This is a genomic window from Polaromonas sp. A23 (assembly GCF_002001015.1).
Classification (GTDB): domain Bacteria; phylum Pseudomonadota; class Gammaproteobacteria; order Burkholderiales; family Burkholderiaceae_C; genus Polaromonas.
Window position 1 is genome coordinate 102,196 of record NZ_MUNO01000010.1, and the last position, 26,973, is coordinate 129,168.

A 26,973-nucleotide genomic window follows, 5' to 3' on the forward strand; every position below is an offset into this window, starting at 1 on the left:
TGTTTTTCCGTGGGAACTGTACCGAGGTACTAGATCAAGGCTACCCCCGGGAAACCCCGGATACCTGGCCATTCACCACCAGGGATAGCTGGAGGCGATCTCGCACATGAAGCTTTTCAAGGATGGCCCCTACGTGAGCTTTGACGGTGCGCTCCGTAATGCCAAGCGCCCTTGCAATTTCCTTGTTACTGGCGCCGGTGGCCAGAGTGAGGGCAACCTCTTTCTCCCTGTCGGTGAGCCCCTTAGACCAAGTTTGTCGAACGAAGGGCGCGGTAACGCCAGTAGCCACCTGGACGCGACTAGTCGCTCCAACCAACCGCTGCATTAAAGACTCGCCAATCCACAACCCCCCCTGCAACACAACTGCCGCCACCTGGACCAAGACCTGCGCTGCAGCATGGGTATTGCAATAACCCCGCGCGCCAGCCGAAAAAGCCGCAAGGGCCTCGTCGTCTGTCGGTCGATCACTGAGTACAACGCAAGGAAGGAACCTCAAGCCAGGGGAAAGATGGTCTATTTGTTCAGCGACAGACACGCCCTGCTCGAGACGAAGCCAAACGACATTCACCTTGGCTGATTCCGATTGGGCTCTGGTAGTTTGAATCTTCCCTGCTTTTGCCGCCTCAAAGGCTTCGCTCCAGCGAGGGAGCATGCGGCCATGCGAACAAAGAAATAAATGCCCCGCGTCCTGTATACCCACTGCTATCTCGATCTAACGCTCTGTAAAGGCTGCCTGCTTTGCCTTTAAAACGGGTTTTAGTAGATAGGACAATATGGATTTTTGGCCGGTAATGATATCTACCTCGGCCACCATGCCGGGAATAATAGGCAACCCCTCCCCCAGCTTGGACTTTTCAGTACGAACACGTACGGTATAAAAGGTGTTGCCACGCTCATCGGTGACGGAATCCGCCCCAATGAACTCAAGTTTGGCTTCGAGGCCCCCATAGATGGAAAAATCATAGGCCGTGAACTTCACCAATGCCCGGTCTCCCGGTCGCAAAAAGGCGATGTCTTTTGGCAATACCTTAGCCTCAAGCAACAAGTTTTCCTCCAGAGGCACGATCTCGATGATGTCTCTGCCAGGTTGAACCACGCCACCGACAGTATTAACAAGAAGACGTTTGACCGTTCCCCTAACGGGTGAGCGCAGGGAAGACTTGTCCACCTTGTCTGCCAGACCAACCCCGCCAGCAGAACTCACATTAAGCTTTGCGAGGGTTTCTGACAATTCCTTTCGAGCCTCACTCTGAAAATTCAGGGTGATTTCCTGGACCTTGCGCGAGGCTTCTTCAATGGCTGATTGTGTCTTGGAGATTTGAGCAGAAGCCATTTCCCGCTCCCCAAAAAAGCGACCTGTCTCGCGCTCCAACCTCAACAGCTCAACTTCCGATACCGCACCATCTTTCAGTAGTGGTTTGGTATATGACAGCTCCTTGGCGGACAGCTCATAAGCCCTAGACGCCTGTTCGCGCTTGGCACGCATCTCAACCAGCTCCTGCTGACGCTGGGACAACTGCTGCCGAGCTATCGCCAACTGGGCATTCAAAGTCGACGTACTCGCCTCATAAGATCGAAATTCTTCCTCTACAGTCTTCGGTGCCTCGGCAGCGACTTCGGGCGGAGGAACGAAAGGCACCCCCTCCGCAAGAGCGCGCACTCTGGCCGCCTTGGCCAGTAACGCTAAATATTGCACCCGGTTTTCTTTCACCGACGAATCAAAGCGCGTCGTATCAATATTTACCAGTGCCTGCCCAGCGTCCACAACCTGACCTTCTTGAACCAGGATTTCGGAAACAACTCCACCATCAAGGCTTTGCAGAACCTGTAACTGCCGGGAGGGAATAACTTTCCCCTCTCCTTTTGTAATTTCATCAACTTCCGAAAGACCTGCCCACAAAACCGCCAGAACAAATACCACGCCAAGACTATTCACCAACATGCGAGCTCGCAATGGCTCCTGTTCAATCATTGCCCGATCCGCATCGCCTCCAAACCCGGCATCCATGCGTCGATCATCCTGACGCCAAGTCGAAAGTGTGCGATCAAGACTGGGCTGCAGCGTTCGCCGGATCATTTCCAAAGCAGAAATGACGGGTCGCACCCAAGTGATCCATCTCGGCTTCATGAAGCTTTCCCTATTCGGCCGGCTTTCAATGCCTCGATTACCTGTTCATAAGGTCCATCGGCGACAACCCGCCCTTCGTCAATGACAATAATGCGGTCAGCCAAATCCAGCAAGGTATTCCTATGCGTTACCACCACCATTGTTTTGTGTTTGGCGTAGCCGCGCAGGCGTTCTTTGAACTGGGCCTCAGATGAGAAATCCATGGCACCAGTCGGCTCATCAAGCAGCAGCACAGGCGGTTCCAACAATGCAGCTCGCGCGATGGCAACACCTTGTCTTTGACCACCGGACAGAGACTCTCCGCGCTCCCCGATGATCATGTCAAAACCTTGGGGATGCCGGTTTGCAAATTCGATCAAACCGCCCACCTCGGCGGCCGCCAGAATAGCCCCATCGTCGGCGTACGGTGCTGCAATAGCGATGTTGTCACGCAATGTGCCATAGAAAAGCATTGCATCTTGTTCAACATAACCAATATTACGACGCAAATCAGCAGGATCGAGCTGTCGCAGATCAATGCCATCCATTGAAATCGCGCCTTCCGATGGCGTATAGAGCCCCAGCATCAAGCGCTGTAACGTTGTTTTGCCCGAACCCACACGGCCGATCACCACTACATTTTCCCCCGGCTTGATCCGGAAGGAAACCCCACGCAATGCCTCTTGTGTTCGCCCGGGATACTTGAAATGTACGTTGTCAAATACGATTTCTCCGGCGATGTCGGGACGATGAACGAAATTTATTTCGTCAGGGCGCTCACCCGGCTTTTTCATGGTTTCTTCCAGAGAAGCCAAAGCCGTCCGAGCATTCTGATATTGCATCAACAGGGCAACTATTTGGCCCAGTGGCGCCATGGCACGTCCTGACAACATGGTGGCAGCAATCAACCCACCCATGGTCAACATGCCCGCATGGATCAGATACACGCCGGCAACAATCATGACAATATTGATCAGCTGCTGCAGACTTGACACAACATTGATTACAGAAGAAGACAGCAGCCGAAGTTGGGCGCTCACCCGGGCCAAAAAGGCAGCGGTATCTTCCAGCTTGGCCTGCATCTGGCTTTCGGCGCCATGAGCTTTGATGGCCTCCATTGCGGTTAGGGTCTCGACCAACGTCGCATTGCGCATGGCAGACGCACGAAAAGTCGTCTCGGAAAGCGCATGCATCTTGTGCTGAACAATATAGCTGTAAATCACAACCAACATGACGCCAACCAAGGGAGGAATCACAAGCGGCCAAGAAATCCATCCAAGCACCAGGAAGAAAAGCAGCGCGAAGGGCAGATCTACGACGGCTGTGACGGTAGCCGACGCAATAAAGTCGCGAACCGATTCAAATGATCGCAAGGTAGCAGCGTAGGACCCCACCGAAGCCGGGCGCTCCGACAGCCGCATTCCCAGAACTTTCTCCATAATCAATGTTGAAAGCTTGATATCAATACGCGAGCCAGCCAGATCTACGAAATACCCACGCATCACCCGGAGAAAATAGTCAATTACCAGCACGAGCAGCAGTCCAAAGGCCAGCATCCAGAGCGTTTCCACCGCAAAGTTAGGCACCACGCGGTCATAAACATTCATCGAGAACAGAGGCAAAGCAAGCGCAAACAAATTGATCAGAAGCGCTGCAGCCAGAATGTCCCGATAAAGAGGGAACTGATCACGAAAAGCCCCCCAAAACCAGTGCCGCTGGGGGATATCAGCAAGTTCTGGCGTACGTTGGTCAAAGCGAAAGTTAGGACGCGAAAATATCGCGATGCCTGCATAACGGCCCAACAACTGTTCGCGGGAAAGCAGAACAACTCCTTGACCAGCTTCCGGGAAAAGCAGGCTTGCTGTTTCACCCTTGTCGTCCCAACCCAACAGAAGGCAAGCTCCGTCACCTTCCAAAAGTAGAACGACGGGCAGCAGAGCCGCATCTATTTTTTCAAGCGGCCGGCGCAATATCTTGCAAGAGAGCCCCGCGCGAGCAGCCGCTCGGGAAAAAAGGGAAGGTGGAAGTCCACCCTTGGGAAGGGGTAGGCCGGCAGACAGTGCAGCTCGGGTACTAGGACGCCCATGTATGCGAGTCAACTCCACCAAGCAGTCCAGCAACGGATCGTGATGCAGCAAGTCTTCACGCAAACCTTGAGCCAAGTGACTAGATTCGCTCTTAGGACTGGTTTGCAATGGCACGTTCATGTCACTCATTTTTCTTAATCTTGAAGGCGAGCCTCATCAATATTGATTTTTACAAAAAGTAACCAATTGTAAGGAAATCAAGTACTTGGGGCTATATGTGCAAGTGATTTTTCTTCAATTGACGCCGATGAAAACCCTTTCTTGCCTCATCGTACAAGGTCATGAGCCAAGGTCAATCCGGATTGGCATCGTCAGCAACATACCATGTCGAGCCCTCTGAGGCGAGTCTAAGTGATGGGTGCAGTAAAGTCCGACATTTCTACCCCGCAAAAACCATCCTCACTCGTGATCCATGTTACCGCGCCTAGTTACAGCGGCAGATTCGTACAATCTTAAGCAGACTGAAGATCAAAGGTGTCAGAGGAGAACTTGTTTTACTCCGTGCTTTTTCGCATGAAAACCCGACAGAGCGAAAAATGCCCACATGAAAGGGCGTTTTGCATTTCAAATGCTAGACCTGAATTGGTTGCGCGCTTACGCTTGAAAATTCGAGTCTACCTAATGCCCCCATCAACGAACACTGTCAGGTAACAGTTTCAATCGTCCGCGAAGTGATTGGCGACATGCATGTGACAGCGGGGGCATTGAAATCAAGAAAGATTGTCGTCACTGATAGGGTCAGGCATGGACTCATCGCCAGCAATGCCCGCTAGAACCAGTTACGCCAAGACCGATTGCAAAATTTACCCCAATGGTTGCTATTCTCACGCCCCAAGCTCAGGGGTACAAATGAGGCACAACGTGGGCACAAAGCAAAACGCCCACATGAAGTGGGCGTTTGCTACCAGCCTAGACGGCTTGGGATTTGGTTGCGCGGGCAAGATTTGAACTTACGACCTTTGGGTTATGAGCCCAACGAGCTACCAGGCTGCTCCACCGCGCGATAAGTGTTAATTATAACCTATTCTGCTTTTGTGATTTCAGAACCAGCGCCTTCGGCAACTTCAGGCCGATCCACTAATTCCACCAATGCCATGGGCGCATTGTCACCCACACGAAAACCCATCTTGAGAATGCGGGTGTAGCCACCAGGTCGGGCCTTGTAGCGGGGGCCAAGTTCAGCAAAAAGCTTGACAACCATGTCTCGATCGCGCAATCGATCAAATGCCAAACGCTTGTTGGCCAGCGAAGGTTCTTTCGCAAGTGTGATCATTGGTTCAACCACACGACGCAACTCTTTGGCCTTGGGAAGAGTCGTCTTGATGGCCTCATGTTGAATCAGCGAGTTCATCATGTTGCGTAACATGGCCAGTCGATGAGAGCTGGTCCGATTGAGCTTACGAAGTCCGTGTCCGTGGCGCATAGTGCTTATCCTTTCAATTTTGTAATTCGGCTAGCCGTATCAGGTACTACCCGTGCACCGCCTTCTGATAAAGGCGTATTTCAAATTAGCGCTTATCCAGCCCGGCCGGAGGCCAGCTTTCCAAACGCATGCCAAGGGTTAGCCCCCGCGAGGCCAACACTTCCTTGATTTCGTTGAGTGATTTACGACCCAAATTCGGAGTCTTAAGGAGCTCATTCTCCGTACGCTGAATCAAATCACCGATATAGTAAATATTTTCCGCTTTGAGACAATTGGCCGAGCGAACGGTCAACTCAAGTTCGTCGACAGGGCGCAACAAAATCGGATCGAACTGTTGTGAACTGCGCTGAACCGGCGCATCAAACGCAGCGAGCTCATTACCCTCAAGCTGCGCAAACACGGCAAGTTGTTCAACCAGAATTTTGGCGGAGGCGCGAACGGCATCTTCCGCAGTCACCGCTCCGTTGGTCTCGATTTCGAGAACCAGTTTATCCAGATCGGTACGCTGTTCAACGCGGGCACTTTCCACTGTATAGCTCACACGCTTTACTGGAGAAAATGATGCATCAAGGACAATTCGCCCGATCGACTTGGTCGACTCGTCACCGTAGCGACGCATGGTTCCCGGAACATAGCCGCGACCATTTTCGACCTTGATTTGCATATCAATCTTCCCACCGTGAGACAAATTGACGATAACGTGCTCGGGGTTAATGATTTCAACGTCGTGCGGTGTCTGAATATCGGCCGCGGTCACCGGACCTTCGCCGTCCTTGCGCAAACTCAAGGTAACCTCGTCCCGGTTGTGCAACTTGAAAACCACGCCCTTGAGATTCAAGAGAATGTTGACAACATCTTCCTGGACGCCGTCAATGGACGAGTACTCGTGCAACACACCAGCAATCGTAACTTCCGTAGCGGCATGACCCACCATGGAAGAAAGCAGAACGCGGCGAAGGGCGTTGCCAAGCGTATGGCCATAGCCTCGCTCAAAAGGTTCCAGAGTCACCTTGGCACGGTTGGCGGCCAACTGCTCAACGTTGATGGTTTTTGGTTTCAGTAAATTGGTTTGCATGCATCTTCCTCTCAATACCCTCGGCTCGTTACACCGATAAGGCCGGGTGAAGCGACCCTGCGGCTACAGTGCCCCGTAAGCGCAGGAACGAAAATTAACGGGAATACAGTTCGACGATCAATGACTCGTTGACGTCTGCGGCAAACTCGTCGCGATCAGGTACCTTCTTGAAGATGCCTTCGCCCTTGTCAATACTGACATCAACCCAAGCCGGTATACCGACCTGTTGTGCCAACTGGAGGGCTTCCGCAACGCGGGTCTGCTTCTTGGACTTGTCGCGAACGGCGATCACATCGCCGGTCTTAACCATGTAAGACGGAATATTCACCGAGCCGCCATTGACTGTGATTGCCTTGTGCGAGACCAACTGGCGCGCTTCCGCACGGGTAGATCCGAAACCCATCCGGTAAACGACATTGTCCAGCCTGGATTCAAGAATGAATAACAGATTGGCGCCGGTGTTGCCTTTACGGCGATCAGCTTCTTCGAAATAGCGGCGGAACTGCTTCTCCAGCACACCGTACATGCGTTTGACCTTTTGCTTCTCGCGAAGCTGCAGACCAAAATCAGACGTCCGGGTGCCTGAGGTACGGCCATGCTGACCGGGTTTGGAGTCGAATTTAGCCTTATCCCCGATAGCTCTACGAGCGCTTTTCAGGAAAAGATCAGTGCCTTCACGACGGGATAGTTTGGCCTTGGGGCCGAGATAGCGTGCCACTTGAATTCCTTATGTCATCTGCTGCAGAAACTGCAGGAGCCGAAGGTAGAAACCTGACGGCGGTGGGCTTGATAAAAAACTTACACTGGATGGCCATTGCACAACAGCCAAGGCCAACCTAGTGAAGTCGAACTTAAATACGGCGGCGTTTTTGTGGACGGCAACCGTTATGGGGAACTGGTGTGACGTCGGCAATCGAGTTGATTCGAATTCCTAACGCGGCAAGTGCGCGAACCGACGACTCACGCCCGGGGCCAGGCCCTTTGATTTCTACATCAAGGTTCTTGATGCCTTGCTCAATGGCAGCACGACCAGCAACCTCCGAAGCAACCTGAGCAGCGAAAGGAGTCGATTTACGCGAACCTTTGAAGCCCTGACCGCCAGAAGACGCCCAGGACAACGCGTTGCCCTGGCGATCTGTGATCGTGATGATGGTGTTGTTGAAGGACGCGTGAACATGTGCGACGCCGTCGGCCACATTCTTGCGTACTTTTTTGCGAACGCGTTGTGCTGCGTTACTGCTGGGGGCTTTTGCCATAACTACCTCTTACTCAATTATTTCTTCAAGGACGCTGCAGCCTTGCGCGGGCCTTTGCGGGTCCGGGCATTGGTGCGCGTGCGCTGACCGCGCATGGGCAGTCCGCGACGATGGCGGAAGCCACGGTAGCAGCCGATATCCATCAGGCGCTTGATGTTCATCGTGGTTTCACGACGCAGATCACCTTCAATGGTGAATTGCGCGATCTGGTCACGAATTTTTTCCAGATCACCGTCTGTGAGGTCTTTGACCTTCTTGGAATACGCAATATCGCATGCAACGCAAATTTTGCGAGCACGAGTGCGACCGATGCCGAAAATAGCAGTCAAGCCGATTTCGGCGTGCTGCTGCGGCGGAATATTGATACCAGCGATACGAGCCATGTGCGTCCTCTAAAACTCTTGAAAATCAGCCCTGGCGCTGTTTATGACGTGGGTCTGTACAGATCACGCGAACAACACCCTTGCGGCGGATGATTTTACAGTTGCGGCAAATTTTCTTGACCGAAGCTGAAACTCTCATTTCTTTCTCCTAAACTTCTTAACAGTGCTTATTTGGCGCGAAACACTATGCGTGCACGCGACAAATCGTAGGGCGTTAACTCAACCGTCACCTTGTCACCCGGAAGAATGCGAATGTAGTGCATGCGCATCTTCCCTGAAATGTGACCCAAAACAACATGTCCATTTTCCAGCTTCACGCGAAACGTCGCGTTGGGCAAGTTCTCCACGACCTCACCTTGCATCTGGATGACATCATCTTTCGACATCCCAATCAACCACCTGGTGAGGTTTTAAAGTTTGCTTTCTTCAGCAGGGATTCATATTGCTGAGACATCATGTAATTTTGTACTTGTGCCATGAAGTCCATGGTCACAACCACAATGATCAATAACGAAGTTCCGCCGAAATAAAACGGTACGTTGTATTTCAGAATCAAAAATTCAGGCAACAAACATACAAAAGTGATGTAAACAGCGCCAGCCAAGGTTAATCGGACCAGAATTTTGTCGATGTAGCGGGCCGTTTGATCTCCGGGTCGAATACCAGGAATGAACGCCCCACTTTTCTTCAGGTTATCTGCAGTTTCCCTGCTATTGAAAACCAACGCCGTGTAAAAGAAGCAGAAAAATATGATCGCGCTTGCATACAGCAATACGTAGATCGGCTGACCGGGGGTCAGGGTGCTGGCGATATCTCTAAGCCACCGCATCCCTTCGCCTGCACTGAACCAACCCACCACAGTTGCGGGCAACAAAATAATGGACGAAGCGAAAATCGGAGGAATGACACCGGCCATGTTCAGCTTGAGGGGCAAGTGCGACGACTGTCCGCCATACACCTTGTTGCCCACTTGCCGCCTGGCATAGTTAACCAGAATTTTCCTCTGCCCTCGCTCAACGAACACCACAAAGTAAGTAACCAGTACAACGACGACGACGATCACAATCGCGACGAGAATATTCATCGCGCCAGTGCGAACCAACTCCAGCAAACCACCAAGTGCACTGGGAAGGCCGGCAGCGATCCCAGCAAAGATCAGGATTGAAATACCGTTACCCAATCCTCGCTCAGTAATCTGTTCGCCAAGCCACATCAGAAACATGGTCCCGGCGGTCAGACTTACAACAGCCGTCATGCGGAAACCAAAGCCCGGAGCAAGGACAAGACCAGGCGAGCTTTCGAGGGCAATCGCAATCCCCATGGACTGAAACAAAGCCAGACCCAAGGTTCCATATCGGGTGTACTGGGTAATTTTCCTGCGCCCAGCTTCGCCTTCTTTCTTCATTTGCTCAAATGTCGGAACGACATAAGTGAGCAACTGCATGATGATGGAAGCCGAAATGTAAGGCATGATGCCTAACGCAAATACCGTAAACCGTGACAAGGCGCCACCAGAGAACATATTGAAAAGACTCAATATGCCGCCCTGCTGACCCTTGAAAAGTTGCTGTAATTGCGCAGGGTCAATTCCAGGAACTGGAATATGCGCACCCACGCGATACACCACCAGTGCAAGCAGCAAAAATACAAGCCTGTTCCGCAGATCGCCGAACTTGCCACTTTTTGCAATTTGTGCAGAGCTGGTTGCCACTGATTGTTATCCGGATAAAAGTATTAAGCGATCACGCCGCCAGCAGCTTCGATCACGGCTTTTGCGCCTGCAGTGGCGCCAATGCCATTGAGCTTCACCGCCTTGGTCAACACACCAGACTTGATCACTTTGACATTCTTGGCCAGTTGCCCCACCAAGCCAGCCGTTTTGAGAGCCAGCAGATCAACTTCGGCCAAGCCAAGCTGTTCCAGCGCTGCCAACGTCACTTCGGCATTGAATTTGAGGTTGTGGGATTTGAAGCCCCGCTTCGGCAGGCGGCGCTGCAAAGGCATTTGACCGCCCTCAAAACCGACTTTGTGATAACCGCCTGCGCGCGATTTTTGACCTTTGTGACCACGGCCTGACGTTTTACCCAGACCCGAGCCAATGCCACGCCCGACGCGGCGCTTGGCATGTTTTGCGCCTGCGGCAGGCTTGATTCCGTTTAATTCCATCATAAGCTCCGCTTACAGCACCTTGACCAGGTAGCTGATCTTGTTGATCATGCCGCGCACTGCGGGCGTGTCCTGCAGTTCGCTCTTGCTATTGATACCACGCAGGCCCAAGCCGCGCACGGTGGCGCGATGGGATTCCTTGGTGCCAATGGGGCTGCGAACCAGGGTCACAGTGAGTTTTTTCTCTGTCGTCATTGGGTACCGCCTTAGCCGAGAATGTCTTCGACTGATTTGCCACGTTTGGCCGCGATCTCCGAAGCCGTCGTGGAGTTATTCAGCGCGTCCATCGTTGCACGCACCATGTTGTAGGGGTTGCTGGAACCATGGCTTTTAGCCACGATATCGGTAATACCCATTACCTCAAACACTGCGCGCATCGGGCCACCAGCAATGATGCCGGTACCTTTGGCAGCAGGCATCATCATGACGCTGGCAGCGCCATGGTGGCCAAACACATTGTGATGAAGCGTGCCGTTTTTCAAGGACACTTTAGTCATGTTGCGACGGGCTTCTTCCATGGCCTTCTGCACAGCAGCAGGCACTTCCTTGGATTTACCCTTACCCATACCGACGCGACCGTCACCGTCACCAACCACGGTCAAGGCAGCAAAACCGAGAATACGGCCGCCCTTGACAACTTTGGTCACGCGGTTGACCGCGATCATTTTTTCCTTCAGACCATCGTCTGGAGCGTCGTTTTGTGATTTTGCTTGAAACTTAGCCATACTTAATTCCAGTCTGCTTAGAACTGCAAGCCAGCTTCGCGGGCAGCCTCAGCCAACGCTTTAACGCGGCCATGGTACGCAAAGCCAGCGCGGTCAAACGCTACTTTTTCCACACCCGCTGCTTTTGCCTTTTCAGCAATGCGCTTGCCAATGGCCTGCGCAGCAGCAACGTTGGCACCCTTGCCTGAAGCGCCGAGATCCTTACGGACTTCGACTTCCGCGGTCGAGGCAGAGGCCAGGATTTTGGTGCCGTCGCCAGAGATAACACTGGCGTAGATATGCAAATTGGTACGATTTACCGTCAGACGGGCAACGCCTTGCGTGGCAATGCGAATGCGAGTCTGGCGGGAACGACGAAGGCGCTGCTCTTTTTTGGTCAACATGGTGCAGCTCCTTATTTCTTCTTGGTTTCTTTGATCGTGATCTTCTCATCCGCATAACGGATGCCCTTGCCCTTGTAGGGCTCAGGAGGACGAACCGCGCGAACTTCGGCGGCGATCTGGCCGACGCGCTGGCGATCAGCGCCCTTGATCACTATCTCGGTCGGCGTAGGTGTTGCCACCTGGATGCCAGCCGGCATATCCATCACCACCGGGTGCGAATAACCAACCGTCAGGTTCAGCTTGGCACCTTGCGCCTGGGCCTTGTAACCCACGCCGATCAGGCTCAACTTTTTCTCGAAGCCTTTGGTGACACCGGTAACCATGTTGTTGACCAGCTGACGCATGGTTCCGCTCATGGCATTGGCTTCACGCGAATCATTGGCCGGCACAAAAGTCAGCTGGCCCGCATCGTTCTTGATGGTTACCAGGGCATTTTGGGTCAGTGCCAGAGCGCCAAGGGTACCCTTGACATTGATCTGGTCGTCTTTCATCGCCACGTCTACACCCTGAGGCACGACGACTGGCATTTTTCCTACACGAGACATTTCAGTTACTCCTCAATGCCGCCGTTAAGCCACATAGCAAAGCACTTCACCACCGATGCCGGTAGCGCGCGCTTTACGATCAGTCATGACACCCTGAGGGGTGGTGACAATGGCGACGCCCAAGCCGTTCATGACTTGGGGAATGGCGCCGTGGCCTTTGTAGACGCGAAGGCCGGGGCGGCTGACGCGCTCAATGCGCTCAATCACCGGGCGTCCTGCGTAATACTTCAGGGCGATTTCCAACTGGGGCTTGCCATCATCGGTCTTGACGGAGAAGCCATCGATGTAGCCCTCGTCCTTCAACACCTGCGCGATAGCGACTTTGACTTTTGAAGACGGCACCAGCACAACAGCTTTTTCAACCATTTGTGCATTACGGATGCGCGTCAGCATATCGGCAATAGGATCACTCATGCTCATTTGTAGTTCTCCTATGCTTACCAGCTTGCCTTGGTGATACCAGGGATATCACCAGCAAAAGCCAACTCACGAATCTTGGCACGAGCCAAACCGAATTGACGGAATGTGCCACGCGGACGACCCGTGATCGCACAGCGGTTGCGCTGGCGTGTGGGGTTCGCATTGCGGGGCAACTTTTGCAGCTCCAGACGGGCCAGGGCGCGCTCTTCATCGGAGCGCTTGGCGTCGTTGGACGTTGCCTTGAGTTCAGCGTGTTTCTTGGCGAACTTGGCCACGAGTTTGTCGCGCTTCAGTTCACGTTGCAATAAAGCCTGTTTTGCCATGTCCGCCTCAGTTCTTGAACGGAAAACGGAAGCCAGCGAGGAGAGCCTTGCACTCTTCGTCGGTCTTAGCCGTAGTGGTGATGCTGATATTGAGACCGCGCAAGGCGTCAACCTTGTCGTACTCAATCTCAGGGAAAATAATCTGCTCTTTCACGCCGATGTTGTAGTTACCACGGCCGTCGAAAGCCCGACCGGAAATACCACGAAAGTCGCGAACACGGGGCAGCGCCACCGTCACAAAACGATCAAGGAATTCGTACATCTGGACGCCACGCAGCGTGACCATGCAGCCAATTGGCAGATCTTCGCGGATTTTGAACCCGGCAATAGCCTTCTTGGCCTTGGTCACCACCGGTTTTTGACCGGCGATCTTGGTCATGTCGCTGACAGCATGCTCCATGACCTTCTTGTCGGCCACAGCCTCACTCACACCCATGTTGAGCGTGATCTTGGTGATGCGCGGGACCTGCATTGGCGATTTGTAGCCAAATTTCTCCATCAGGGCCGGCGCGATTTTTTCGCGGAACTGAGCCTGCAGGCGAGCCTGAGCAGGAGCAGCGTGTACAGGTGCGGTCTTTGCCATGTTTATGCAGCCTTGATTTCGTCGCCGCTGGACTTGAAGACGCGCACTTTTTTGCCGTCCGCCAACAACTTGATACCCACCCGATCCGCCTTACCCGTTGCGGCATTGAAAATGGCCACATTGGATTGGTGAATCGGCATGCTTTTTTCAACGATGCCACCCGTGGTGCCCTTGAGCGGATTGGGCTTGGTGTGTTTTTTCACCAGGTTGATCCCATCCACCAGCACGTAGCTATCGTCCTTGCGCAGCGAAATCTTGCCGCGCTTACCCTTGTCACGACCTGCGATCACAATGATCTCGTCGCCTTTGCGAATCTTGTTCATGGCGCGTCCTTACAGAACTTCAGGAGCCAGGGACACGATCTTCATGAACTTCTCAGTGCGCAGCTCGCGCGTCACTGGTCCGAAGATGCGGGTGCCGATAGGCTCCAGCTTGGCGTTAAGCAACACAGCTGCGTTGCCATCGAATTTGACGAGCGAGCCATCGCCGCGGCGGATGCCCTTGGCAGTACGAACCACCACAGCACTGTAAACCTCGCCTTTTTTGACGCGGCCACGCGGAGCGGCTTCTTTGATACTGACCTTGATGACATCACCGACGCTGGCATAGCGGCGCTTGGACCCGCCCAGCACCTTGATGCACATCACAGATTTGGCACCCGTGTTGTCAGCAACATCGAGTTTGGATTGCGTTTGAATCATTTAAATTAGTCCCAACTTGCACCAGCGCGTTTCTCTGGGGTTTCCCACCAGAAAGACTTGCCAGTCAGTCTTGGGCCCGTCGTCCACATCGCAAACCACTTGCAATGCTTCCGTTAGGCAGAATTCTCAGCTTTTTAAAGCGAAGCCCACGATTATTAACAAATTTGCGCTCTCTGTCAACACTTGCTGCAGCAAATTATTCGTCGTGCGCACCGGTCGCCGGGGATGATGATCGAAAACGGGGTTTTGCCCTTTGGCGGCGGGCGCAGACAGCTATCAAATTAAGAGCGCCCAGATGCCGGCCACGCCGCCCCTGCAGGAAGACATATTCAGGCCGGCAGAACCAGGTACTGATCGGCAAGGACCAGGAATTCGGCCAGTCGGGGGTTCACCCCGGTTTCCTGCTCCAGCAGTTCGGCCACTTCCCCTGCCAGGGCCTTGGCAAGTGCGGCGTCCAGGAACAGGAGGCGGGAGCGGCGCGCCAGCACATCTTCGACCGTCCTGGCGTACTCATAGCGTGCGGCAAACCGCACCATCGCCTCCGTCAACCCTCCGCCAAGAATCCGGTCCGCCCCCGGCAAGGCCAAAACGTCCCGCGCTTCACTGCCGTAAAGATGCACGCCCGGCGGGCCACTGATCCTGTGGCCCGCCTCTTGAGCGCCCACCAGACGGAGGTTCGCCGTCACGCCACCGGACCGTTTTGCAAGCAAGCCGGCTGCAAAACAGTTGTCCAGCACATCTTCGGCCATGGCGCGGTAAGTGGTCCATTTGCCACCGGTCACGGTCACCAGGCCACTTTTACTCACCAGCACGGTGTGTTCACGCGATAGGGCCTGGGTACTGTCGCCATCCTCTTCGGGTGGTTTGACCAGTGGCCGCAACCCAACCCAGATGCTTTTGATATCAGCTGGCTGCGGCGCCTTGCTCAGGTACCTGGCCGACTCGCCAAGGATGAAATCCACCTCCTCGCGGAAGGCCAGCGGTTCGCGCGCGAGATCGTTGCGCGGGGTATCGGTCGTCCCCAGAATCGTTTTACCCAGCCACGGCACGGCAAACAACACCCGCCCATCAGCGGTTTTGGGAACCAGCAAAGCGTGGTCCGTCGGCAGAAATGACCGGTCAACCACGATGTGGACGCCCTGGCTGGGCGCAACCATGGGTTTTACCTCGCGGCCTATGGCCTGGCCATCAAGCAGGCGCAGCTGATCGACCCACACACCGGCTGCATTCACAATGCATTTGGCATTAAGCGTAAGTGCCTGCCCACTTTCCTGGTCGGCAACATGCAAGCCCACCAGTTTTTCACCCTCATGAACAAGGCCAGTGGCAGCACAGTAATTGACCAGCAAGGCACCGGCCCGCGCGGCGCTGCGGGCCAGCGCGAGAGCCAGCCGGGCATCATCAAACTGACCGTCCCAGTATTTGACACCACCCTTGAGTCCGGCCTGTCGGGCGGTGGGCTGGAGCCGGAGAGTCTCTTCCCGGTTGAGAAATTCAGTGGCGCCCAGCCCGGCCTTGCCGGCCAGCGCGTCGTACATCTTGAGACCGACGCCGTAAAAAGGAGCCTCCCAAAACTTGTAGGAGGGCATGACAAAAGGCAACGGCTGCGCCAGATGCGGCGCATTGGCCAGCAGGCGCGTGCGCTCCTGCAAGGCTTCGCGAACCAGGGAAATATTGCCCTGCGCCAGATAACGAACCCCACCATGGACCAACTTGGTCGCCCGCGAAGACGTCCCCTTCGCAAAGTCATGCGATTCAACGAGAACAACGGAAAATCCGCGCACCGCGGCATCCAGCGCAACGCCAAGCCCGGTTGCCCCGCCGCCGATGATCGCGATGTCATATATATGGGGTGCCTGGAGGCGGTCTATCAGGTCTGCACGTTGCGTCCGCAACAGCGGGGATTCAAAAGTCATGGGCTCCATTGTCCGTCTCCGCAGAACCCCATACGGGCAGGCTCCGCTTTCGCCTTCCTGGCTTTTCTCTCGGCAAAGGCGTGCGGACCACCATGGTCCGCACGCGCTTTTCGTCCTTCAATGGTCAAGCAACATGCGGGCCGCCACCCCGCATGACTCCACGGATTAACGAACCTTGCCGTCCTTCCATGCCTGCAACAGCTTGTCGTAGTTGATGGTTTCACCCTTGGGCTTTTCGTTGGCCAGCTTTTTCCATGGCGCACCGGTGTCGCTCAGGTATTTGGCCGGATCACCCTTGGGATTGAGTTTGGGTGCACATTTCTCCATGCCCGCACGCTCCAGCCGTCCCATGACCTGGTCCATCTCCTCGGCCAGCGTGTCCATCGCGCCCTGCGGCGTTTTTTCCCCGGTCACGGCCTGAGCCACATTTTTCCACCAGAGCTGGGCCAGCTTCGGATAGTCAGGCACATTGGTACCGGTCGGTGTCCAGGCAACACGCGCCGGGCTGCGGTAGAACTCCACCAGACCGCCCAGTTTGGGCGCCATGTCGGTCATGGCTTTGGAGCGGATGTCCGATTCGCGGATAGGCGTCAGGCCGACGATGGTCTTCTTCAGCGACGTGGTTTTGGCCGTCACGAACTGCGCATAGAGCCAGGCAGCGGCAGTGCGGTTTTCATCATGCGCCGTGAAGAAAGTCCAGGATCCGACGTCCTGGTAGCCGTTTTGCATGCCTTGCTTCCAGTACGGGCCATTCGGGCCGGGGGCCATGCGCCATTTGGGCGTGCCGTCCGCGTTCACCACGGGGAGGCCCTTTTTCGTCATGTCGGCTGTGAAAGCCGTGTACCAGAAGATCTGCTGGGCGATTTGGCCCTGTGCGGGCACCGGGCCGGCTTCGCCAAAGGTCATGCCGGTGGCTTCCTTGGGCGCGTACTTCTTCATCCAGTCCACATACTTGGTCAGCGCGTACACGGCAGCGGGCGAGTTGGTAGCACCGCCGCGGGAGACAGAGGCGCCCACAGGTGTGCACTTGTCAGCCCCTACGCGAATGCCCCATTCGTCAACCGGTTGGCCGTTGGGAATGCCCTTGTCGGCGGTACCCGCCATCGACAGCCAGGCGTCGGTGAAGCGCCAGCCGAGCGACGGGTCTTTCTTGCCGTAATCCATATGGCCGTAAATCGGCTTGCCATCGATGGTCTTGACGTCTTCGCTGAAGAAGGCCGCGATATCCTCGTAGGCGCTCCAGTTCAAAGGCACGCCCAGTTCGTAGCCGTATTTGGCCTTGAACTTGTCCTGCAGGTCCTTGCGTGCAAATAGGTCGGCGCGGAACCAGTACAGATTGGCGAATTGCTGGTCGGGCAACTGGTACAGCTTGCCGTCCGGTGCGGTGGTGAAACTGGTGCCGATGAAATCTTTCAGGTCCAGCCCCGGGTTGGTCCATTCCTTGCCCTTCCCGGCCATATAGTCGGTCAGATTCATGACCTTGCCATAACGGTAGTGAGTACCGATCAGGTCCGAGTCCGAAATCCAGCCGTCGTAGATGGACTTGCCGGACTGCATGGAGGTCTGCAGCTTCTCGACCACGTCGCCTTCCTGGATCAGGTCATGCTTGACCTTGATGCCCGTGATCTCCTCGAAGGCCTTGGCCAGGGTCTTGGATTCATATTCGTGGGTGGTGATGGTTTCCGACACCACGGAAATTTCCTTCACGCCTTTGGCCTGCAGTTTTTTCGCCGCCTCGATGAACCATTTCATCTCTGCCATCTGCTGGTCTTTGGTCAGCGTCGATGGCTGGAATTCGCTGTCTATCCATTTCTTCGCCTCGGCATCGCCGGCGCTGGCGTTCTGCATGACCATCAGGGCCGCTGCAAGAGCCAGTGCTGTGTAGCGCATCTTCATGACTTGTCTCCTCAATTGATTACCTCCCCCAGTGTTTCCACGACTCGCCCGGCTCCGGGGAAGCAATGAGCCGAATCCGTACTACCTCCGCTAACCTTTGCGCATGACAAGCGCAAGCCATCCCATGGAAATGAAAAAACTGATCCAGATCGACGGATCAACCTGCAGGCCCAGGGCAGCACCCAGTTTGCCGCTGAGACCCACAAAAATCAGGTTGATATAGGCAGCGCCCAGCAGGCCGATAAACAACCTGTCGCCGCGTGTTGTTTCGAGCGGCAAAAAGCCGCGACGCATCGCTGTCGGAGACTTGATCTCCCAGACCGTCATGCCAATCAGCATCAACACAATGCAGCTGAAAAATACCGCCACCGGCAGCGTCCACGCCATCCACTCAAACATGCTTGTTTCTCCTTGTGTTCGGCTTCATACCCTGCCCATCGCAAAACCTTTGGCGATGTAATGCCGCACGAACCAGATCACGATCGCGCCAGGGACGATGGTCAGTACACCCGCCGCCGCCAGCGTCGCCCAGTCCATACCGGAAGCTGAAACAGTGCGCGTCATCGTGGCCACGATAGGCTTGGCGTTGACGCTGGTCAGCGTACGGGCCAGCAGCAGCTCGACCCAGCTGAACATGAAGCAGAAGAAAGCCGCCACGCCGACCCCGGCCTTGATCAGGGGCAGGAAGATACGAACGAAAAAGCGCGGGAAGGAATAACCGTCGATGTACGCCGTCTCGTCAATCTCGCGCGGAATGCCACTCATGAACCCCTCCAGGATCCAGACCGCCAGCGGCACATTGAACAGCAAGTGCGCCAGGGCCACGGCGATATGGGTATCCATCAGCCCCACCGTGGTGTACAGCTGGAAGAACGGCAGCAAAAACACGGCCGGCGGCGTCATGCGGTTGGTTAGCAGCCAGAAAAACACATGTTTGTCGCCGATGAAGCTGTAGCGCGAGAACGCATACGCCGCAGGCAGGGCCACCGTGATCGAAATCACCGTGTTGATGGCCACATAAATCAGGGAGTTGATGTAGCCCGAATACCAGGACGGGTCGGTGAAGATGGTCCGGTAGTTGGCCCAGGTGAACTCCTGCGGGAAAAACGAGAAACTCGACAGGATTTCGCCATTGGTCTTGAAGCTCATGTTGACCATCCAGTAGATGGGCAACAGCGCAAAAACAATGTAGGCAATGAGGAACAGCGACCTGGCCTGGAAACGGGGCTTATTCACCGGTGTTCTCCTTGGTCGCCGTGCCGACCCGCTGCATCCAGTTGTAGAGGATGAAACACAGCAACAGGATGATCAGGAAATAAATCAGCGAGAAGGCAGCCGCCGGCCCCAGATCGAACTGGCCCACTGCTTTCTGCGTGAGGTATTGCGAGAGGAAAGTGGTCGCGTTGCCTGGCCCGCCGCCTGTCAACACAAAGGGCTCGGTATAGATCATGAAGCTGTCCATGAAGCGCAAGAGCACGGCAATCATCAGCACGCCGCGCATCTTGGGCAGCTGGATGTAGCGGAACACCGCAAATTTGCTCGCCCCGTCGATGCGCGCGGCCTGGTAGTAGGCGTCCGGAATGGAGCGCAGGCCGGCGTAGCAAAGCAGCGCCACCAGCGGTGTCCAGTGCCAGACGTCCATGATCAGAACGGTGATCCAGGCATGCAACGCATTTCCGGTGTAGCTGTAGTCGAATCCCATTTCCTGCAGCATTCGGCCAAGCAGGCCGATGTCGGCACGACCGTAGATCTGCCAGATGGTCCCGACCACATTCCACGGGATCAGCAATGACAGCGCCACCAGCACCAGCACGGCAGAAGCTTTCCAGCCCTGGGCCGGCATCGAGAGCGCCAGCATGATACCCAGCGGAATCTCAACAGCCAGCACGGCAAATGAAAACGTCAGTTGGCGCCAGAGCGCGGCATGGAGGTCCTCGTCGCGCATGACGGCGGCAAACCATTCGGTGCCGACAAACACGCGCCTCTCCGGCGAGATGATGTCCTGCACCGAATAATTGACCACCGTCATCAGGGGCAGGATGGCTGAAAAGGCCACACAGATGATGACCGGCAACACCAGCAGCCATGCTTTCTGGTTGACGGGTTTCGTGGTGGTACTCATGGCGTTCCCACGCTTTCCGGTCTGGAACGATTTCGCGCTGCGCTCATGCGATCAGCTCCTCATTTTTGTAGAAACAGGTATGGGCTCCGAGCAACTGCAGCCAGGCGGTGTCGCCGGCCTGCGGTGCCGTCACTCCGGAATGCAGGCGAACTTTCACAGCACCCTCACCAACAGTCGCCGTCAGCATCAAATGGGTGCCGATGTCCTGCACGCGCACAACGCTCGCGGGCACGGCGCCCGCAGCGCCGGCCGCCGCCAGGGTGACGTATTCAGGTCGTATGCCGAGCTTGTAATCGCCGGCAGGCAGCTCCCGCCCGGCGGGCATGGCCAGCGTGTGGCCCGCAATGTCGAGGGCATCGCCGGTAGCCCGGGCGGACAGGAAGTTCATGCCGGGTGAACCGATGAAATGACCCACAAACGTGTGTTGCGGCCGCTCGAACAATGCATCGGCCGACCCGATCTGCACCGCGCGGCCGCGGGTCATCACCACCACCTGCTGGGCGAAGGTCAGCGCCTCCACCTGGTCATGCGTGACATAAATCAGTGTGAGCTTGAGCTCGTGGTGAATCTGCTTGAGCTTGCGGCGCAGCTGCCACTTCAGGTGCGGGTCAATGACGGTCAGCGGTTCATCAAAAAGAACCGCTGAGACATCGGGCCGCACCAGGCCGCGGCCCAGTGAAATCTTCTGTTTCGCGTCAGCCGCGAGGCCGGCCGCGCGCTGGTTCAGCTGGCCACTCATCTCCAGCATCTCGGCGATCTGCCCGACACGTTTTTTGATCTGATCTTCCGGCATTTTCCGGTTGCGCAGCGGGAAGGCGAGGTTTTCGGCCACCGTCATCGTGTCGTAGATGACAGGGAACTGGAACACCTGCGCGATGTTGCGCTCCTGCGGCGTGGCATGCGTCATGTCCCGGCCATCAAATTTCACCGTGCCCTGCGACGGCGCCAGCAGGCCGGAGATCACATTGAGCATGGTGGTCTTGCCGCAGCCCGAGGGGCCCAGCAGCGCGTAAGCACCGCCGTCCTCGAAAGTCATTTGCAAGGGCAGCAGGGCATAGTCGGCATCCTCGCGCGGATTCGGTTTGTAGGAGTGAGCGAGCTCCAGGTCGATGCGGGCCATGTCAGTACCCTCCCTTGCGCGGAGGACCGACCAGCAATGCGCCACCGGCATCAAACACGTAAGCCTGCGAAGGATGGAGATATAGCGTGATCGCAGCACCAAGATCGAAGTAATGCACACCCGTGAGCTGGGCCACAAGCTCGCCAACACCCGTACTCACGTGCACAAAAGTGTCGGAGCCGGAAATCTCTGCCAGTTCGACCTTGCCGGCCAGCGTGATGTCGCCATCGCGCCGGGTTTCGCGCAAGGCGCTGGCACGCACGCCAACGGTCAATGCAGGCGACGCATTTGGAGTCAGCGCGATAGCCAGTTCGGGACCGCCCACCAGCTGTACACCCTGCCCGCTGGCCGTGGCAGCCAGCAGGTTCATGGGCGGGTCGCTGAAAGCGCGGGCGACACGCAGCGACTTCGGCGCATGAAACACCTCCGCCGTCGGGCCGTATTGGAGCAACTCCCCGCCATCCAGAACCGCCGTGTAGCCGCCCAGCAGCAAGGCCTCCCCCGGCTCGGTGGTCGCGTAAATCACCGTTGAATCCCCGACTGCAAACAGCTGCGTCAGCTCCTCTCGCAATTCTTCGCGCAACTTGTAGTCCAGGTTGACCAGCGGTTCGTCAAGCAGCATCAGGGGCGCGCCTTTCGCCAGTGCGCGCGCCAGCGCAACGCGTTGCTGCTGCCCACCCGACAATTCGGCCGGGTAGCGGTCCAGGAACATGTCGATGTGCAGGCGCTCGGCAATCTCGTGCACCCGCTGGGTTATGTTTTTTTCGCCGCGCAGCTTGAGCGGCGAGGCGATGTTGTCGGCCACCTTGAGCGAGGGGTAGTTGATGAACTGCTGGTAGACCATGGCCACATTGCGCTCGCGCACCGCCATGCCGGTGACATCGGCGCCGTCCACCCGGACATGGCCCGCGCTGGGCACGTCGAGACCGGCCATGATGCGCATGAGGCTGGTCTTGCCGGCCTGCGTGGCCCCCAGCAGCACAGTGACTTCGCCCGCGCGCGGAGCCAGGCTCATTTCATACAGCCAGGTTTCGGGGCCCACTTTTTTGCTGACCGCGTCAAGTGAAAGTTGCATCACAAACCTTTACGGGCGTCGGTGCGCAAATGAATCGGGGAAGGGCTGCTGTGCATGCAAGATTCGTGTACCTTAGTTCGTATCTTTTCTATTTTTCTTCCTTTTTGCGCGTTTTGAATAGATGCTTTCCCTGATTTGTTTCTTTTTGTTTCGATATACAGTCGAATGACTTACAAAGCCCAAGCACACGTGAACTCCAATCCCCGGCAACTCAAACTCCTCGACGTCGTCCGCGCCCGCGGGTCGGTCACTGTTGAACAACTCGCCGACACACTGGAGGTCACCTTGCAGACCGTGCGCCGCGACGTGCAACGCCTGGCCGAAGCCGGTCTGCTGACACGTTTTCACGGCGGCGTGCGTGTTCCCAGCTCGACCATTGAAAACCTGGCGCACCGCCAGCGCGAAAGCCTCAACGCCGATGGCAAGGCGCGTATTGCGCTGGCCGTCGCGGCAGAAGTGCCGGACAACTGCTCGCTGATCCTCAACATCGGCACCACCACCGAAGCCATTGCCCGGGCGTTGATGCATCACAAGGGTTTGCGCGTCATCACCAACAACCTCAACGTCGCGGCCATCCTGAGCGGTAACCCGGACTGCGAGGTCATCGTGGCCGGCGGCGTCGTGCGCGCGCGTGACCGCGGCATCGTCGGTGAAGCAGCCGTTGACTTCATCCGCCAGTTCCGGGTGGACATCGCGCTGATCGGCATTTCGGGCATTGAAGGCGATGGCTCGTTGCGCGACTTCGACTACCGCGAGGTCAAGGTGGCGCAAACCATCATTGAGCATGCGCGCGAAGTGTGGCTCGCCGCCGACAGCAGCAAGTTCAACCGGCCCGCCATGGTCGAACTCGCCACCTTGTCGCAAATCGACCGGCTGTTCACCGACCAGCCGCCGCCCGAGCCCTTTCCCGCACTGCTGGCAGAAGCCGGGGTAAGCTGCGACGTGGCCCACCCCTGAGCTTCACTCCCCAACCAGATTTCGACGCCCATGACTTACCTGCTCGCCCTGGACCAGGGCACCTCCAGCTCCCGCAGCATTGTGTTTGACGAAAACGGTCACATCGTGGCCCTGGCGCAGCAGGAGCTACCTCAGATTTATCCCAAGCCGGGCTGGGTCGAACATGACCCCATGGAGATCTGGCGCACCCAGCTGGCCACCGCGCGCGAAGCCCTGGCCAAGGCGAAGCTCAAGGCCGGCGACATTCGCGCGCTGGGCATCACCAACCAGCGCGAAACCACGGTTGTCTGGAACCGCAAGACGGGCCAGCCCATCCACCACGCCATCGTCTGGCAGGACAGGCGCGCCGAAGCCACCTGCGCGCAGCTACGCGAAGGCGGCAAGGCAGACCTGATCCAGGCCAAAACCGGGTTGCTGGTCGATGCCTATTTCTCCGGCACCAAACTCAAGTGGCTGCTCGACAACGTACCGCAAGCGCGCCAGCAGGCGGCACGTGGCGAGCTTGCTTTCGGCACCATCGACAGCTGGCTCATGTGGCAGCTCACCGGCGGCACCCTGCATGCCACCGACGTGACCAATGCCTCGCGCACCATGCTGTTCAACGTGCACACCAACAGCTGGGATGCCGACCTGCTGGCCCTGCTGGACATTCCCGAGAAACTGATGCCTCAAGTGCTACCGTCCAGCACGCATTACGGCGACGTACGGCCGGAGTTACTGGGCGCCGCCATACCGATAGGCGGCGTGGCGGGCGACCAGCAAAGCGCGCTGTTCGGCCAGGCCTGCTTCAAGGAGGGCATGGCCAAAAACACCTATGGCACAGGCTGCTTTTTGCTGATGCACACGGGCAACAAGTTCCAGACTTCACACAACGGCCTGCTCACCACCAGCGCCGCGCAAGTTACGCAGCGGACCGAATATGCCTTTGAAGGCAGCGTGTTTGTCGGCGGTGCCGTCGTGCAGTGGCTGCGCGATGGCCTGCATGCCATCCAGGGCAGCGGCGAAGTACAGGCGCTGGCACAAAGCGTTCCCGATTCGGGCGGCGTCATGATGGTGCCGGCCTTCACCGGCCTGGGCGCCCCCTACTGGAAACCCGATGCACGCGGCACCATCACCGGCCTGACGCGCGGCACCACGGTGGCCCACATTGCGCGGGCTGCGCTGGAAAGCATTGCCTACCAGAGCGCGGCCCTGCTGCAGGCCATGAGCCGCGACGCGGTGGCCGCCGGCGCGGCACCGGTGGCGGAACTCCGGGTGGACGGCGGCGCCTGCATCAACGACCTTTTGATGCAGTTCCAGGCCGACCTGCTGGGCATTCCCGTCGTGAGGCCGGCCGTCACTGAAACCACGGCACTCGGCGCAGCCTACCTGGCCGGCCTGTCCAGCGGCGTCTATGCCAGCACCAGCGAACTCTCGGACATGTGGCGCGCCGAACGCAGGTTTTTGCCCACCTTGAGCGCCGACCGCGCAGCCGGCTTGATGGCGCAATGGGAACACGCGGTGCGGCAGACCGTGGCGCTGTAAGCCAGCAGCAGCGGACGACCGTTTCCGCCCCCCCTGTCACAACCCCTACCGCCCGGCGAGCCTAAACTCGCTTCATGCCCTGCCCGCCCCAGCTCGCCAAGACCGCGTTTGAACTGACACGGCGGCAAGTGCTGCGCTACGGCGCTGCCGCAACGCTGGGCCTCGCAGGTTTCGCACCCACCAAACCGGCTCAGGCCTTCGTGGCACCGCCCCGCACCCGCTTGCGGCTCATCGGCGAGGCGCGGTTGCCTCACAGGCTCCAGTTTCAGGGCACCACCGTCGGCGGCTTGTCTGGCATCGACTATGACGAGGCCAGCGGCCTGTATTACCTGCTCAGCGACGATGGCTCGAACATCAACCCCGCGCGGTTTTACACGGCACGTCTTCCGTTCGAGACGGATCGGCTGGGTGAGCTCACCCTGACCGGCATGACCGCCCTGCGTCAGGCCGATGGCAGCACCTATCCGGCAGCGTTGCGCGGCATCCAGGTTCCCGACCCGGAGGCAATCCGTTGGCGCGGAGCCAGCCAGACATTGCTCTGGACCAGCGAAGGGCATGCCCTCACGGGAGCGGCTCCGGCGCTGCGTGAAAGCCGCGCTGACGGCACGCTGGTTCGCGAATTTGCGCTGCCGGCCATGTTTGACTTTCACCTTACCCAGGGGCCGCGCATCAATCTGGCGCTGGAAGGCCTGGCCTTGAGCCCGGACGGCAGCCGGGCCTGGATCGCCATGGAGGGCCCACTGCGCCAGGACGGCCAGCCACCAACCGTGCAGGCAGCCGGCGGGCCATGCCGTTTCACCCAGCTGGACCTGGCCAGCGGGCAGGTCGTGCGGCAAATAGCCTATGTGCCCGACGCCATTCCGCACGCACCGGTCGCGCCGGCCACCCATGCCAACAACGGCGTCAGCGAAATCCTGATGCTCGATGCCGACCGCATGCTGGTGCTGGAGCGGGCCTACATCGCGGGGCATGATGCCCTCACGGGCAATTCGCTGCGCCTTTACCTGATCGACACCCGCGAGGGGACGGACACGCTGAATATCCCGGCGCTGCAGCCTGGTGCCTACCAGCCTGCGGCCAAGCTGCTGCTGGCCGATTTTTCGACCTTCACCGGCCCCGGCCCCGGCTCCAGGCTGGCCCACCTCGACAATACCGAGGGCATGAGCTGGGGCCCGCGGCTTCCCAACGGCAACCGCAGCCTCCACTTCATTAGCGACGACAATTTCAATCCGCGGCAAATCACCCAATGGCTGGCTTTTGAATTTTTTGACTGAACATTCATGACTTCTCCCCTTCCCACAGACACAAGCGCCATTGCCTTCATCGGCGGCGGCAACATGGCCAGCGCCATCATTGGCGGCCTGCTCAAGCGCGGCCAGCCCGCCAGCCAGATCCAGGTGGTGGAGCCCTGGAAGGAACAGCGGGCCAGGCTCAGGAAACAGTTTGGCGTGCAGGTGAACGAAAACCCCGGTGAATCACTGGCCAGCGCGACATTGGTGGTCTGGGCCGTCAAGCCGCAAACCTTCAAGGACGCGGCCCTGCTCACCCGCTTTCATACCAAAACCGCCTTGCACCTGAGCGTCGCGGCCGGCATCCGCTCGGACAGCATCGCGCACTGGCTGGACACCCAGCGTGTGGTGCGCTCGATGCCAAACACGCCGGCGCTGATCGGAAAAGGCATCACAGCCCTGTTCGCGCGACCCGCCGTCAGCCCCGATGACCGCCTGGCCGTGGAGCGCGTGATCCAGACCACCGGCGACTTTGTCTGGCTGGACGATGAAAAACACCTCGATGCCGTGACCGCCCTTTCGGGGTCCGGCCCGGCCTATGTGTTCTATTTCATTGAAGCCATGGTGCAGGCCGGTGTGGACATGGGGCTCAGCCGCGATCAGGCCCACAAGCTGGCGGTGGGCACTTTTGTCGGCGCGGCAGAACTGGCACGCTCGTCGGACGAGCCGCCGGAAATCCTGCGCGCCCGGGTCACGTCAAAGGGCGGCACGACCTACGCCGCATTGACTTCCATGGAGCAGGACGACATCAAGCTGCAGTTCATGCGCGCCATGCACGCCGCCCGGCGGCGCGCCGCGGAACTCGGCGACGAGTTTGGTGCAGCCTGAGTTATTTGAGTCAAATCAGTCCCCAGCCCCTATTGCATGGGCGTCACCAGCTACTATTTTGATAGCTAA

The 26,973-nt window shown here is 57.2% G+C and carries 32 protein-coding genes and 1 tRNA gene; 4 read left to right on the forward strand and 29 right to left on the reverse strand.

The window, feature by feature from the left end; all coding sequences use genetic code 11:
* Positions 1-40 precede the first annotated feature (40 nt).
* From B0B52_RS22810 to B0B52_RS04885, 29 genes are all read right to left on the reverse strand, one after another.
* On the reverse strand, positions 41-652 hold the full coding sequence (locus B0B52_RS22810; protein WP_077592469.1) for a response regulator transcription factor: 612 nt from the start codon (positions 650-652) through the stop codon (positions 41-43).
* Positions 653-712: 60 nt separating this feature from the next.
* Positions 713-2,128, reverse strand: a complete 1,416-nt coding sequence (locus B0B52_RS04750) for an HlyD family type I secretion periplasmic adaptor subunit (RefSeq protein WP_077592470.1) — start codon at positions 2,126-2,128, stop codon at positions 713-715.
* Entirely contained in the window at positions 2,125-4,314 is a 2,190-nt protein-coding gene (locus tag B0B52_RS04755) for a type I secretion system permease/ATPase (protein ID WP_077592471.1), read from the reverse strand. Before B0B52_RS04755 ends, B0B52_RS04750 begins: the two co-directional genes overlap by 4 nt.
* A gap of 806 nt (positions 4,315-5,120) precedes the next feature.
* A tRNA-Met gene (locus B0B52_RS04760) sits at positions 5,121-5,197 on the reverse strand.
* 18 nt (positions 5,198-5,215) lie between these two features.
* The gene (gene rplQ / locus B0B52_RS04765) at positions 5,216-5,617 is read right to left on the reverse strand and encodes a 50S ribosomal protein L17 (protein WP_077592472.1); all 402 of its coding nucleotides are present in this window, start codon (positions 5,615-5,617) and stop codon (positions 5,216-5,218) included.
* Positions 5,618-5,702: 85 nt separating this feature from the next.
* The gene (gene rpoA, locus B0B52_RS04770; RefSeq protein WP_077592473.1) at positions 5,703-6,692 is read right to left on the reverse strand and encodes a DNA-directed RNA polymerase subunit alpha; all 990 of its coding nucleotides are present in this window, start codon (positions 6,690-6,692) and stop codon (positions 5,703-5,705) included.
* Positions 6,693-6,786: 94 nt separating this feature from the next.
* Entirely contained in the window at positions 6,787-7,410 is a 624-nt protein-coding gene (rpsD, locus tag B0B52_RS04775; protein WP_077592474.1) for a 30S ribosomal protein S4, read from the reverse strand.
* Between the two features lie 133 nt (positions 7,411-7,543).
* Positions 7,544-7,948: a 30S ribosomal protein S11 gene (rpsK, locus tag B0B52_RS04780; protein ID WP_077592475.1), complete on the reverse strand. Its 405-nt coding sequence runs from the start codon at positions 7,946-7,948 to the stop codon at positions 7,544-7,546.
* Positions 7,949-7,965: 17 nt separating this feature from the next.
* Positions 7,966-8,331 carry a 30S ribosomal protein S13 gene (gene rpsM, locus B0B52_RS04785; RefSeq protein ID WP_077592476.1) on the reverse strand — a complete coding sequence of 122 codons (366 nt, stop codon included), beginning with the start codon at positions 8,329-8,331 and terminating at the stop codon, positions 7,966-7,968.
* A 25-nt stretch (positions 8,332-8,356) separates the two neighbouring features.
* Positions 8,357-8,470: a 50S ribosomal protein L36 gene (gene rpmJ / locus B0B52_RS04790; RefSeq protein ID WP_011481465.1), complete on the reverse strand. Its 114-nt coding sequence runs from the start codon at positions 8,468-8,470 to the stop codon at positions 8,357-8,359.
* Positions 8,471-8,498: 28 nt separating this feature from the next.
* Complete coding sequence (gene infA, locus B0B52_RS04795) at positions 8,499-8,717, reverse strand: translation initiation factor IF-1 (RefSeq protein ID WP_007869286.1); 219 nt, start codon at positions 8,715-8,717, stop codon at positions 8,499-8,501.
* Between the two features lie 5 nt (positions 8,718-8,722).
* Complete coding sequence (secY, locus tag B0B52_RS04800) at positions 8,723-10,042, reverse strand: preprotein translocase subunit SecY (RefSeq protein WP_077592477.1); 1,320 nt, start codon at positions 10,040-10,042, stop codon at positions 8,723-8,725.
* Between the two features lie 23 nt (positions 10,043-10,065).
* Entirely contained in the window at positions 10,066-10,497 is a 432-nt protein-coding gene (gene rplO / locus B0B52_RS04805) for a 50S ribosomal protein L15 (RefSeq protein WP_077592478.1), read from the reverse strand.
* Positions 10,498-10,509: 12 nt separating this feature from the next.
* On the reverse strand, positions 10,510-10,692 hold the full coding sequence (rpmD, locus tag B0B52_RS04810) for a 50S ribosomal protein L30 (RefSeq protein ID WP_077592479.1): 183 nt from the start codon (positions 10,690-10,692) through the stop codon (positions 10,510-10,512).
* An 11-nt stretch (positions 10,693-10,703) separates the two neighbouring features.
* Positions 10,704-11,222, reverse strand: coding sequence for a 30S ribosomal protein S5 (gene rpsE, locus B0B52_RS04815; protein WP_077592480.1), 519 nt, complete (start codon positions 11,220-11,222; stop codon positions 10,704-10,706).
* A 17-nt stretch (positions 11,223-11,239) separates the two neighbouring features.
* On the reverse strand, positions 11,240-11,605 hold the full coding sequence (gene rplR, locus B0B52_RS04820; protein ID WP_077592481.1) for a 50S ribosomal protein L18: 366 nt from the start codon (positions 11,603-11,605) through the stop codon (positions 11,240-11,242).
* 11 nt (positions 11,606-11,616) lie between these two features.
* Positions 11,617-12,150 (reverse strand): 50S ribosomal protein L6, encoded by a 534-nt coding sequence (gene rplF, locus B0B52_RS04825; protein ID WP_077592482.1) that lies wholly within the window; start codon positions 12,148-12,150, stop codon positions 11,617-11,619.
* A 24-nt stretch (positions 12,151-12,174) separates the two neighbouring features.
* The gene (gene rpsH / locus B0B52_RS04830) at positions 12,175-12,570 is read right to left on the reverse strand and encodes a 30S ribosomal protein S8 (RefSeq protein ID WP_077592483.1); all 396 of its coding nucleotides are present in this window, start codon (positions 12,568-12,570) and stop codon (positions 12,175-12,177) included.
* Between the two features lie 17 nt (positions 12,571-12,587).
* On the reverse strand, positions 12,588-12,893 hold the full coding sequence (gene rpsN, locus B0B52_RS04835) for a 30S ribosomal protein S14 (RefSeq protein ID WP_077592484.1): 306 nt from the start codon (positions 12,891-12,893) through the stop codon (positions 12,588-12,590).
* Between the two features lie 7 nt (positions 12,894-12,900).
* Positions 12,901-13,476 (reverse strand): 50S ribosomal protein L5, encoded by a 576-nt coding sequence (gene rplE, locus B0B52_RS04840; RefSeq protein ID WP_077592485.1) that lies wholly within the window; start codon positions 13,474-13,476, stop codon positions 12,901-12,903.
* A gap of 2 nt (positions 13,477-13,478) precedes the next feature.
* Positions 13,479-13,799 (reverse strand): 50S ribosomal protein L24, encoded by a 321-nt coding sequence (rplX, locus tag B0B52_RS04845; RefSeq protein ID WP_077592486.1) that lies wholly within the window; start codon positions 13,797-13,799, stop codon positions 13,479-13,481.
* Between the two features lie 9 nt (positions 13,800-13,808).
* Positions 13,809-14,177, reverse strand: a complete 369-nt coding sequence (gene rplN, locus B0B52_RS04850; RefSeq protein ID WP_007869247.1) for a 50S ribosomal protein L14 — start codon at positions 14,175-14,177, stop codon at positions 13,809-13,811.
* A gap of 329 nt (positions 14,178-14,506) precedes the next feature.
* Complete coding sequence (locus B0B52_RS04855; protein ID WP_077592592.1) at positions 14,507-16,093, reverse strand: glycerol-3-phosphate dehydrogenase/oxidase; 1,587 nt, start codon at positions 16,091-16,093, stop codon at positions 14,507-14,509.
* Between the two features lie 165 nt (positions 16,094-16,258).
* Positions 16,259-17,989: an ABC transporter substrate-binding protein gene (locus B0B52_RS04860; protein WP_077592487.1), complete on the reverse strand. Its 1,731-nt coding sequence runs from the start codon at positions 17,987-17,989 to the stop codon at positions 16,259-16,261.
* A 90-nt stretch (positions 17,990-18,079) separates the two neighbouring features.
* Positions 18,080-18,388, reverse strand: coding sequence for a DUF2160 domain-containing protein (locus B0B52_RS04865; protein ID WP_077592488.1), 309 nt, complete (start codon positions 18,386-18,388; stop codon positions 18,080-18,082).
* Positions 18,389-18,412: 24 nt separating this feature from the next.
* A complete protein-coding gene (locus B0B52_RS04870; protein ID WP_077592489.1) occupies positions 18,413-19,225 on the reverse strand; it encodes a carbohydrate ABC transporter permease in 813 nt (270 codons plus the stop codon).
* On the reverse strand, positions 19,218-20,111 hold the full coding sequence (locus tag B0B52_RS04875) for a carbohydrate ABC transporter permease (protein WP_077592490.1): 894 nt from the start codon (positions 20,109-20,111) through the stop codon (positions 19,218-19,220). Before B0B52_RS04875 ends, B0B52_RS04870 begins: the two co-directional genes overlap by 8 nt.
* Positions 20,112-20,154: 43 nt before the next feature.
* Positions 20,155-21,231 (reverse strand): ABC transporter ATP-binding protein, encoded by a 1,077-nt coding sequence (locus B0B52_RS04880; RefSeq protein WP_077592491.1) that lies wholly within the window; start codon positions 21,229-21,231, stop codon positions 20,155-20,157.
* 1 nt (position 21,232) lies between these two features.
* Positions 21,233-22,306, reverse strand: a complete 1,074-nt coding sequence (locus B0B52_RS04885) for an ABC transporter ATP-binding protein (RefSeq protein ID WP_077592492.1) — start codon at positions 22,304-22,306, stop codon at positions 21,233-21,235.
* Between the two features lie 189 nt (positions 22,307-22,495).
* Here B0B52_RS04885 and B0B52_RS04890 point away from each other — a divergent pair, with 189 nt between their 5' ends.
* The 4 genes from B0B52_RS04890 (at position 22,496) to proC (ending at position 26,904) form a co-directional block, all read left to right on the forward strand.
* Positions 22,496-23,263, forward strand: a complete 768-nt coding sequence (locus tag B0B52_RS04890; RefSeq protein WP_077592593.1) for a DeoR/GlpR family DNA-binding transcription regulator — start codon at positions 22,496-22,498, stop codon at positions 23,261-23,263.
* 30 nt (positions 23,264-23,293) lie between these two features.
* Entirely contained in the window at positions 23,294-24,787 is a 1,494-nt protein-coding gene (gene glpK, locus B0B52_RS04895; RefSeq protein ID WP_077592493.1) for a glycerol kinase GlpK, read from the forward strand.
* Between the two features lie 74 nt (positions 24,788-24,861).
* Positions 24,862-26,061, forward strand: a complete 1,200-nt coding sequence (locus B0B52_RS04900) for an esterase-like activity of phytase family protein (RefSeq protein WP_077592494.1) — start codon at positions 24,862-24,864, stop codon at positions 26,059-26,061.
* A gap of 6 nt (positions 26,062-26,067) precedes the next feature.
* The gene (gene proC / locus B0B52_RS04905) at positions 26,068-26,904 is read left to right on the forward strand and encodes a pyrroline-5-carboxylate reductase (protein ID WP_077592495.1); all 837 of its coding nucleotides are present in this window, start codon (positions 26,068-26,070) and stop codon (positions 26,902-26,904) included.
* Positions 26,905-26,973: the final 69 nt, after the last annotated feature.

What these genes read in the sequence shown, in the direction of transcription:
- B0B52_RS22810 (WP_077592469.1), bottom strand. Translation starts at nt 652, where the DNA reads ATGCTCCCTCGCTGGAGCGAAGCCTTTGAGGCGGCAAAAGCAGGGAAG.
- B0B52_RS04750 (WP_077592470.1), bottom strand. Translation starts at nt 2,128, where the DNA reads ATGAAGCCGAGATGGATCACTTGGGTGCGACCCGTCATTTCTGCTTTG.
- B0B52_RS04755 (WP_077592471.1), bottom strand. Translation starts at nt 4,314, where the DNA reads ATGAACGTGCCATTGCAAACCAGTCCTAAGAGCGAATCTAGTCACTTG.
- rplQ (WP_077592472.1), bottom strand. Translation starts at nt 5,617, where the DNA reads ATGCGCCACGGACACGGACTTCGTAAGCTCAATCGGACCAGCTCTCAT.
- rpoA (WP_077592473.1), bottom strand. Translation starts at nt 6,692, where the DNA reads ATGCAAACCAATTTACTGAAACCAAAAACCATCAACGTTGAGCAGTTG.
- rpsK (WP_077592475.1), bottom strand. Translation starts at nt 7,948, where the DNA reads ATGGCAAAAGCCCCCAGCAGTAACGCAGCACAACGCGTTCGCAAAAAA.
- rpsM (WP_077592476.1), bottom strand. Translation starts at nt 8,331, where the DNA reads ATGGCTCGTATCGCTGGTATCAATATTCCGCCGCAGCAGCACGCCGAA.
- rpmJ (WP_011481465.1), bottom strand. Translation starts at nt 8,470, where the DNA reads ATGAGAGTTTCAGCTTCGGTCAAGAAAATTTGCCGCAACTGTAAAATC.
- infA (WP_007869286.1), bottom strand. Translation starts at nt 8,717, where the DNA reads ATGTCGAAAGATGATGTCATCCAGATGCAAGGTGAGGTCGTGGAGAAC.
- rplO (WP_077592478.1), bottom strand. Translation starts at nt 10,497, where the DNA reads ATGGAATTAAACGGAATCAAGCCTGCCGCAGGCGCAAAACATGCCAAG.
- rpmD (WP_077592479.1), bottom strand. Translation starts at nt 10,692, where the DNA reads ATGACGACAGAGAAAAAACTCACTGTGACCCTGGTTCGCAGCCCCATT.
- rpsE (WP_077592480.1), bottom strand. Translation starts at nt 11,222, where the DNA reads ATGGCTAAGTTTCAAGCAAAATCACAAAACGACGCTCCAGACGATGGT.
- rplR (WP_077592481.1), bottom strand. Translation starts at nt 11,605, where the DNA reads ATGTTGACCAAAAAAGAGCAGCGCCTTCGTCGTTCCCGCCAGACTCGC.
- rplF (WP_077592482.1), bottom strand. Translation starts at nt 12,150, where the DNA reads ATGTCTCGTGTAGGAAAAATGCCAGTCGTCGTGCCTCAGGGTGTAGAC.
- rpsH (WP_077592483.1), bottom strand. Translation starts at nt 12,570, where the DNA reads ATGAGCATGAGTGATCCTATTGCCGATATGCTGACGCGCATCCGTAAT.
- rpsN (WP_077592484.1), bottom strand. Translation starts at nt 12,893, where the DNA reads ATGGCAAAACAGGCTTTATTGCAACGTGAACTGAAGCGCGACAAACTC.
- rplE (WP_077592485.1), bottom strand. Translation starts at nt 13,476, where the DNA reads ATGGCAAAGACCGCACCTGTACACGCTGCTCCTGCTCAGGCTCGCCTG.
- rplX (WP_077592486.1), bottom strand. Translation starts at nt 13,799, where the DNA reads ATGAACAAGATTCGCAAAGGCGACGAGATCATTGTGATCGCAGGTCGT.
- rplN (WP_007869247.1), bottom strand. Translation starts at nt 14,177, where the DNA reads ATGATTCAAACGCAATCCAAACTCGATGTTGCTGACAACACGGGTGCC.
- B0B52_RS04855 (WP_077592592.1), bottom strand. Translation starts at nt 16,093, where the DNA reads ATGACTTTTGAATCCCCGCTGTTGCGGACGCAACGTGCAGACCTGATA.
- B0B52_RS04860 (WP_077592487.1), bottom strand. Translation starts at nt 17,989, where the DNA reads ATGAAGATGCGCTACACAGCACTGGCTCTTGCAGCGGCCCTGATGGTC.
- B0B52_RS04865 (WP_077592488.1), bottom strand. Translation starts at nt 18,388, where the DNA reads ATGTTTGAGTGGATGGCGTGGACGCTGCCGGTGGCGGTATTTTTCAGC.
- B0B52_RS04875 (WP_077592490.1), bottom strand. Translation starts at nt 20,111, where the DNA reads ATGAGTACCACCACGAAACCCGTCAACCAGAAAGCATGGCTGCTGGTG.
- B0B52_RS04880 (WP_077592491.1), bottom strand. Translation starts at nt 21,231, where the DNA reads ATGGCCCGCATCGACCTGGAGCTCGCTCACTCCTACAAACCGAATCCG.
- B0B52_RS04885 (WP_077592492.1), bottom strand. Translation starts at nt 22,306, where the DNA reads ATGCAACTTTCACTTGACGCGGTCAGCAAAAAAGTGGGCCCCGAAACC.
- glpK (WP_077592493.1), top strand. Translation starts at nt 23,294, where the DNA reads ATGACTTACCTGCTCGCCCTGGACCAGGGCACCTCCAGCTCCCGCAGC.
- B0B52_RS04900 (WP_077592494.1), top strand. Translation starts at nt 24,862, where the DNA reads ATGCCCTGCCCGCCCCAGCTCGCCAAGACCGCGTTTGAACTGACACGG.
- proC (WP_077592495.1), top strand. Translation starts at nt 26,068, where the DNA reads ATGACTTCTCCCCTTCCCACAGACACAAGCGCCATTGCCTTCATCGGC.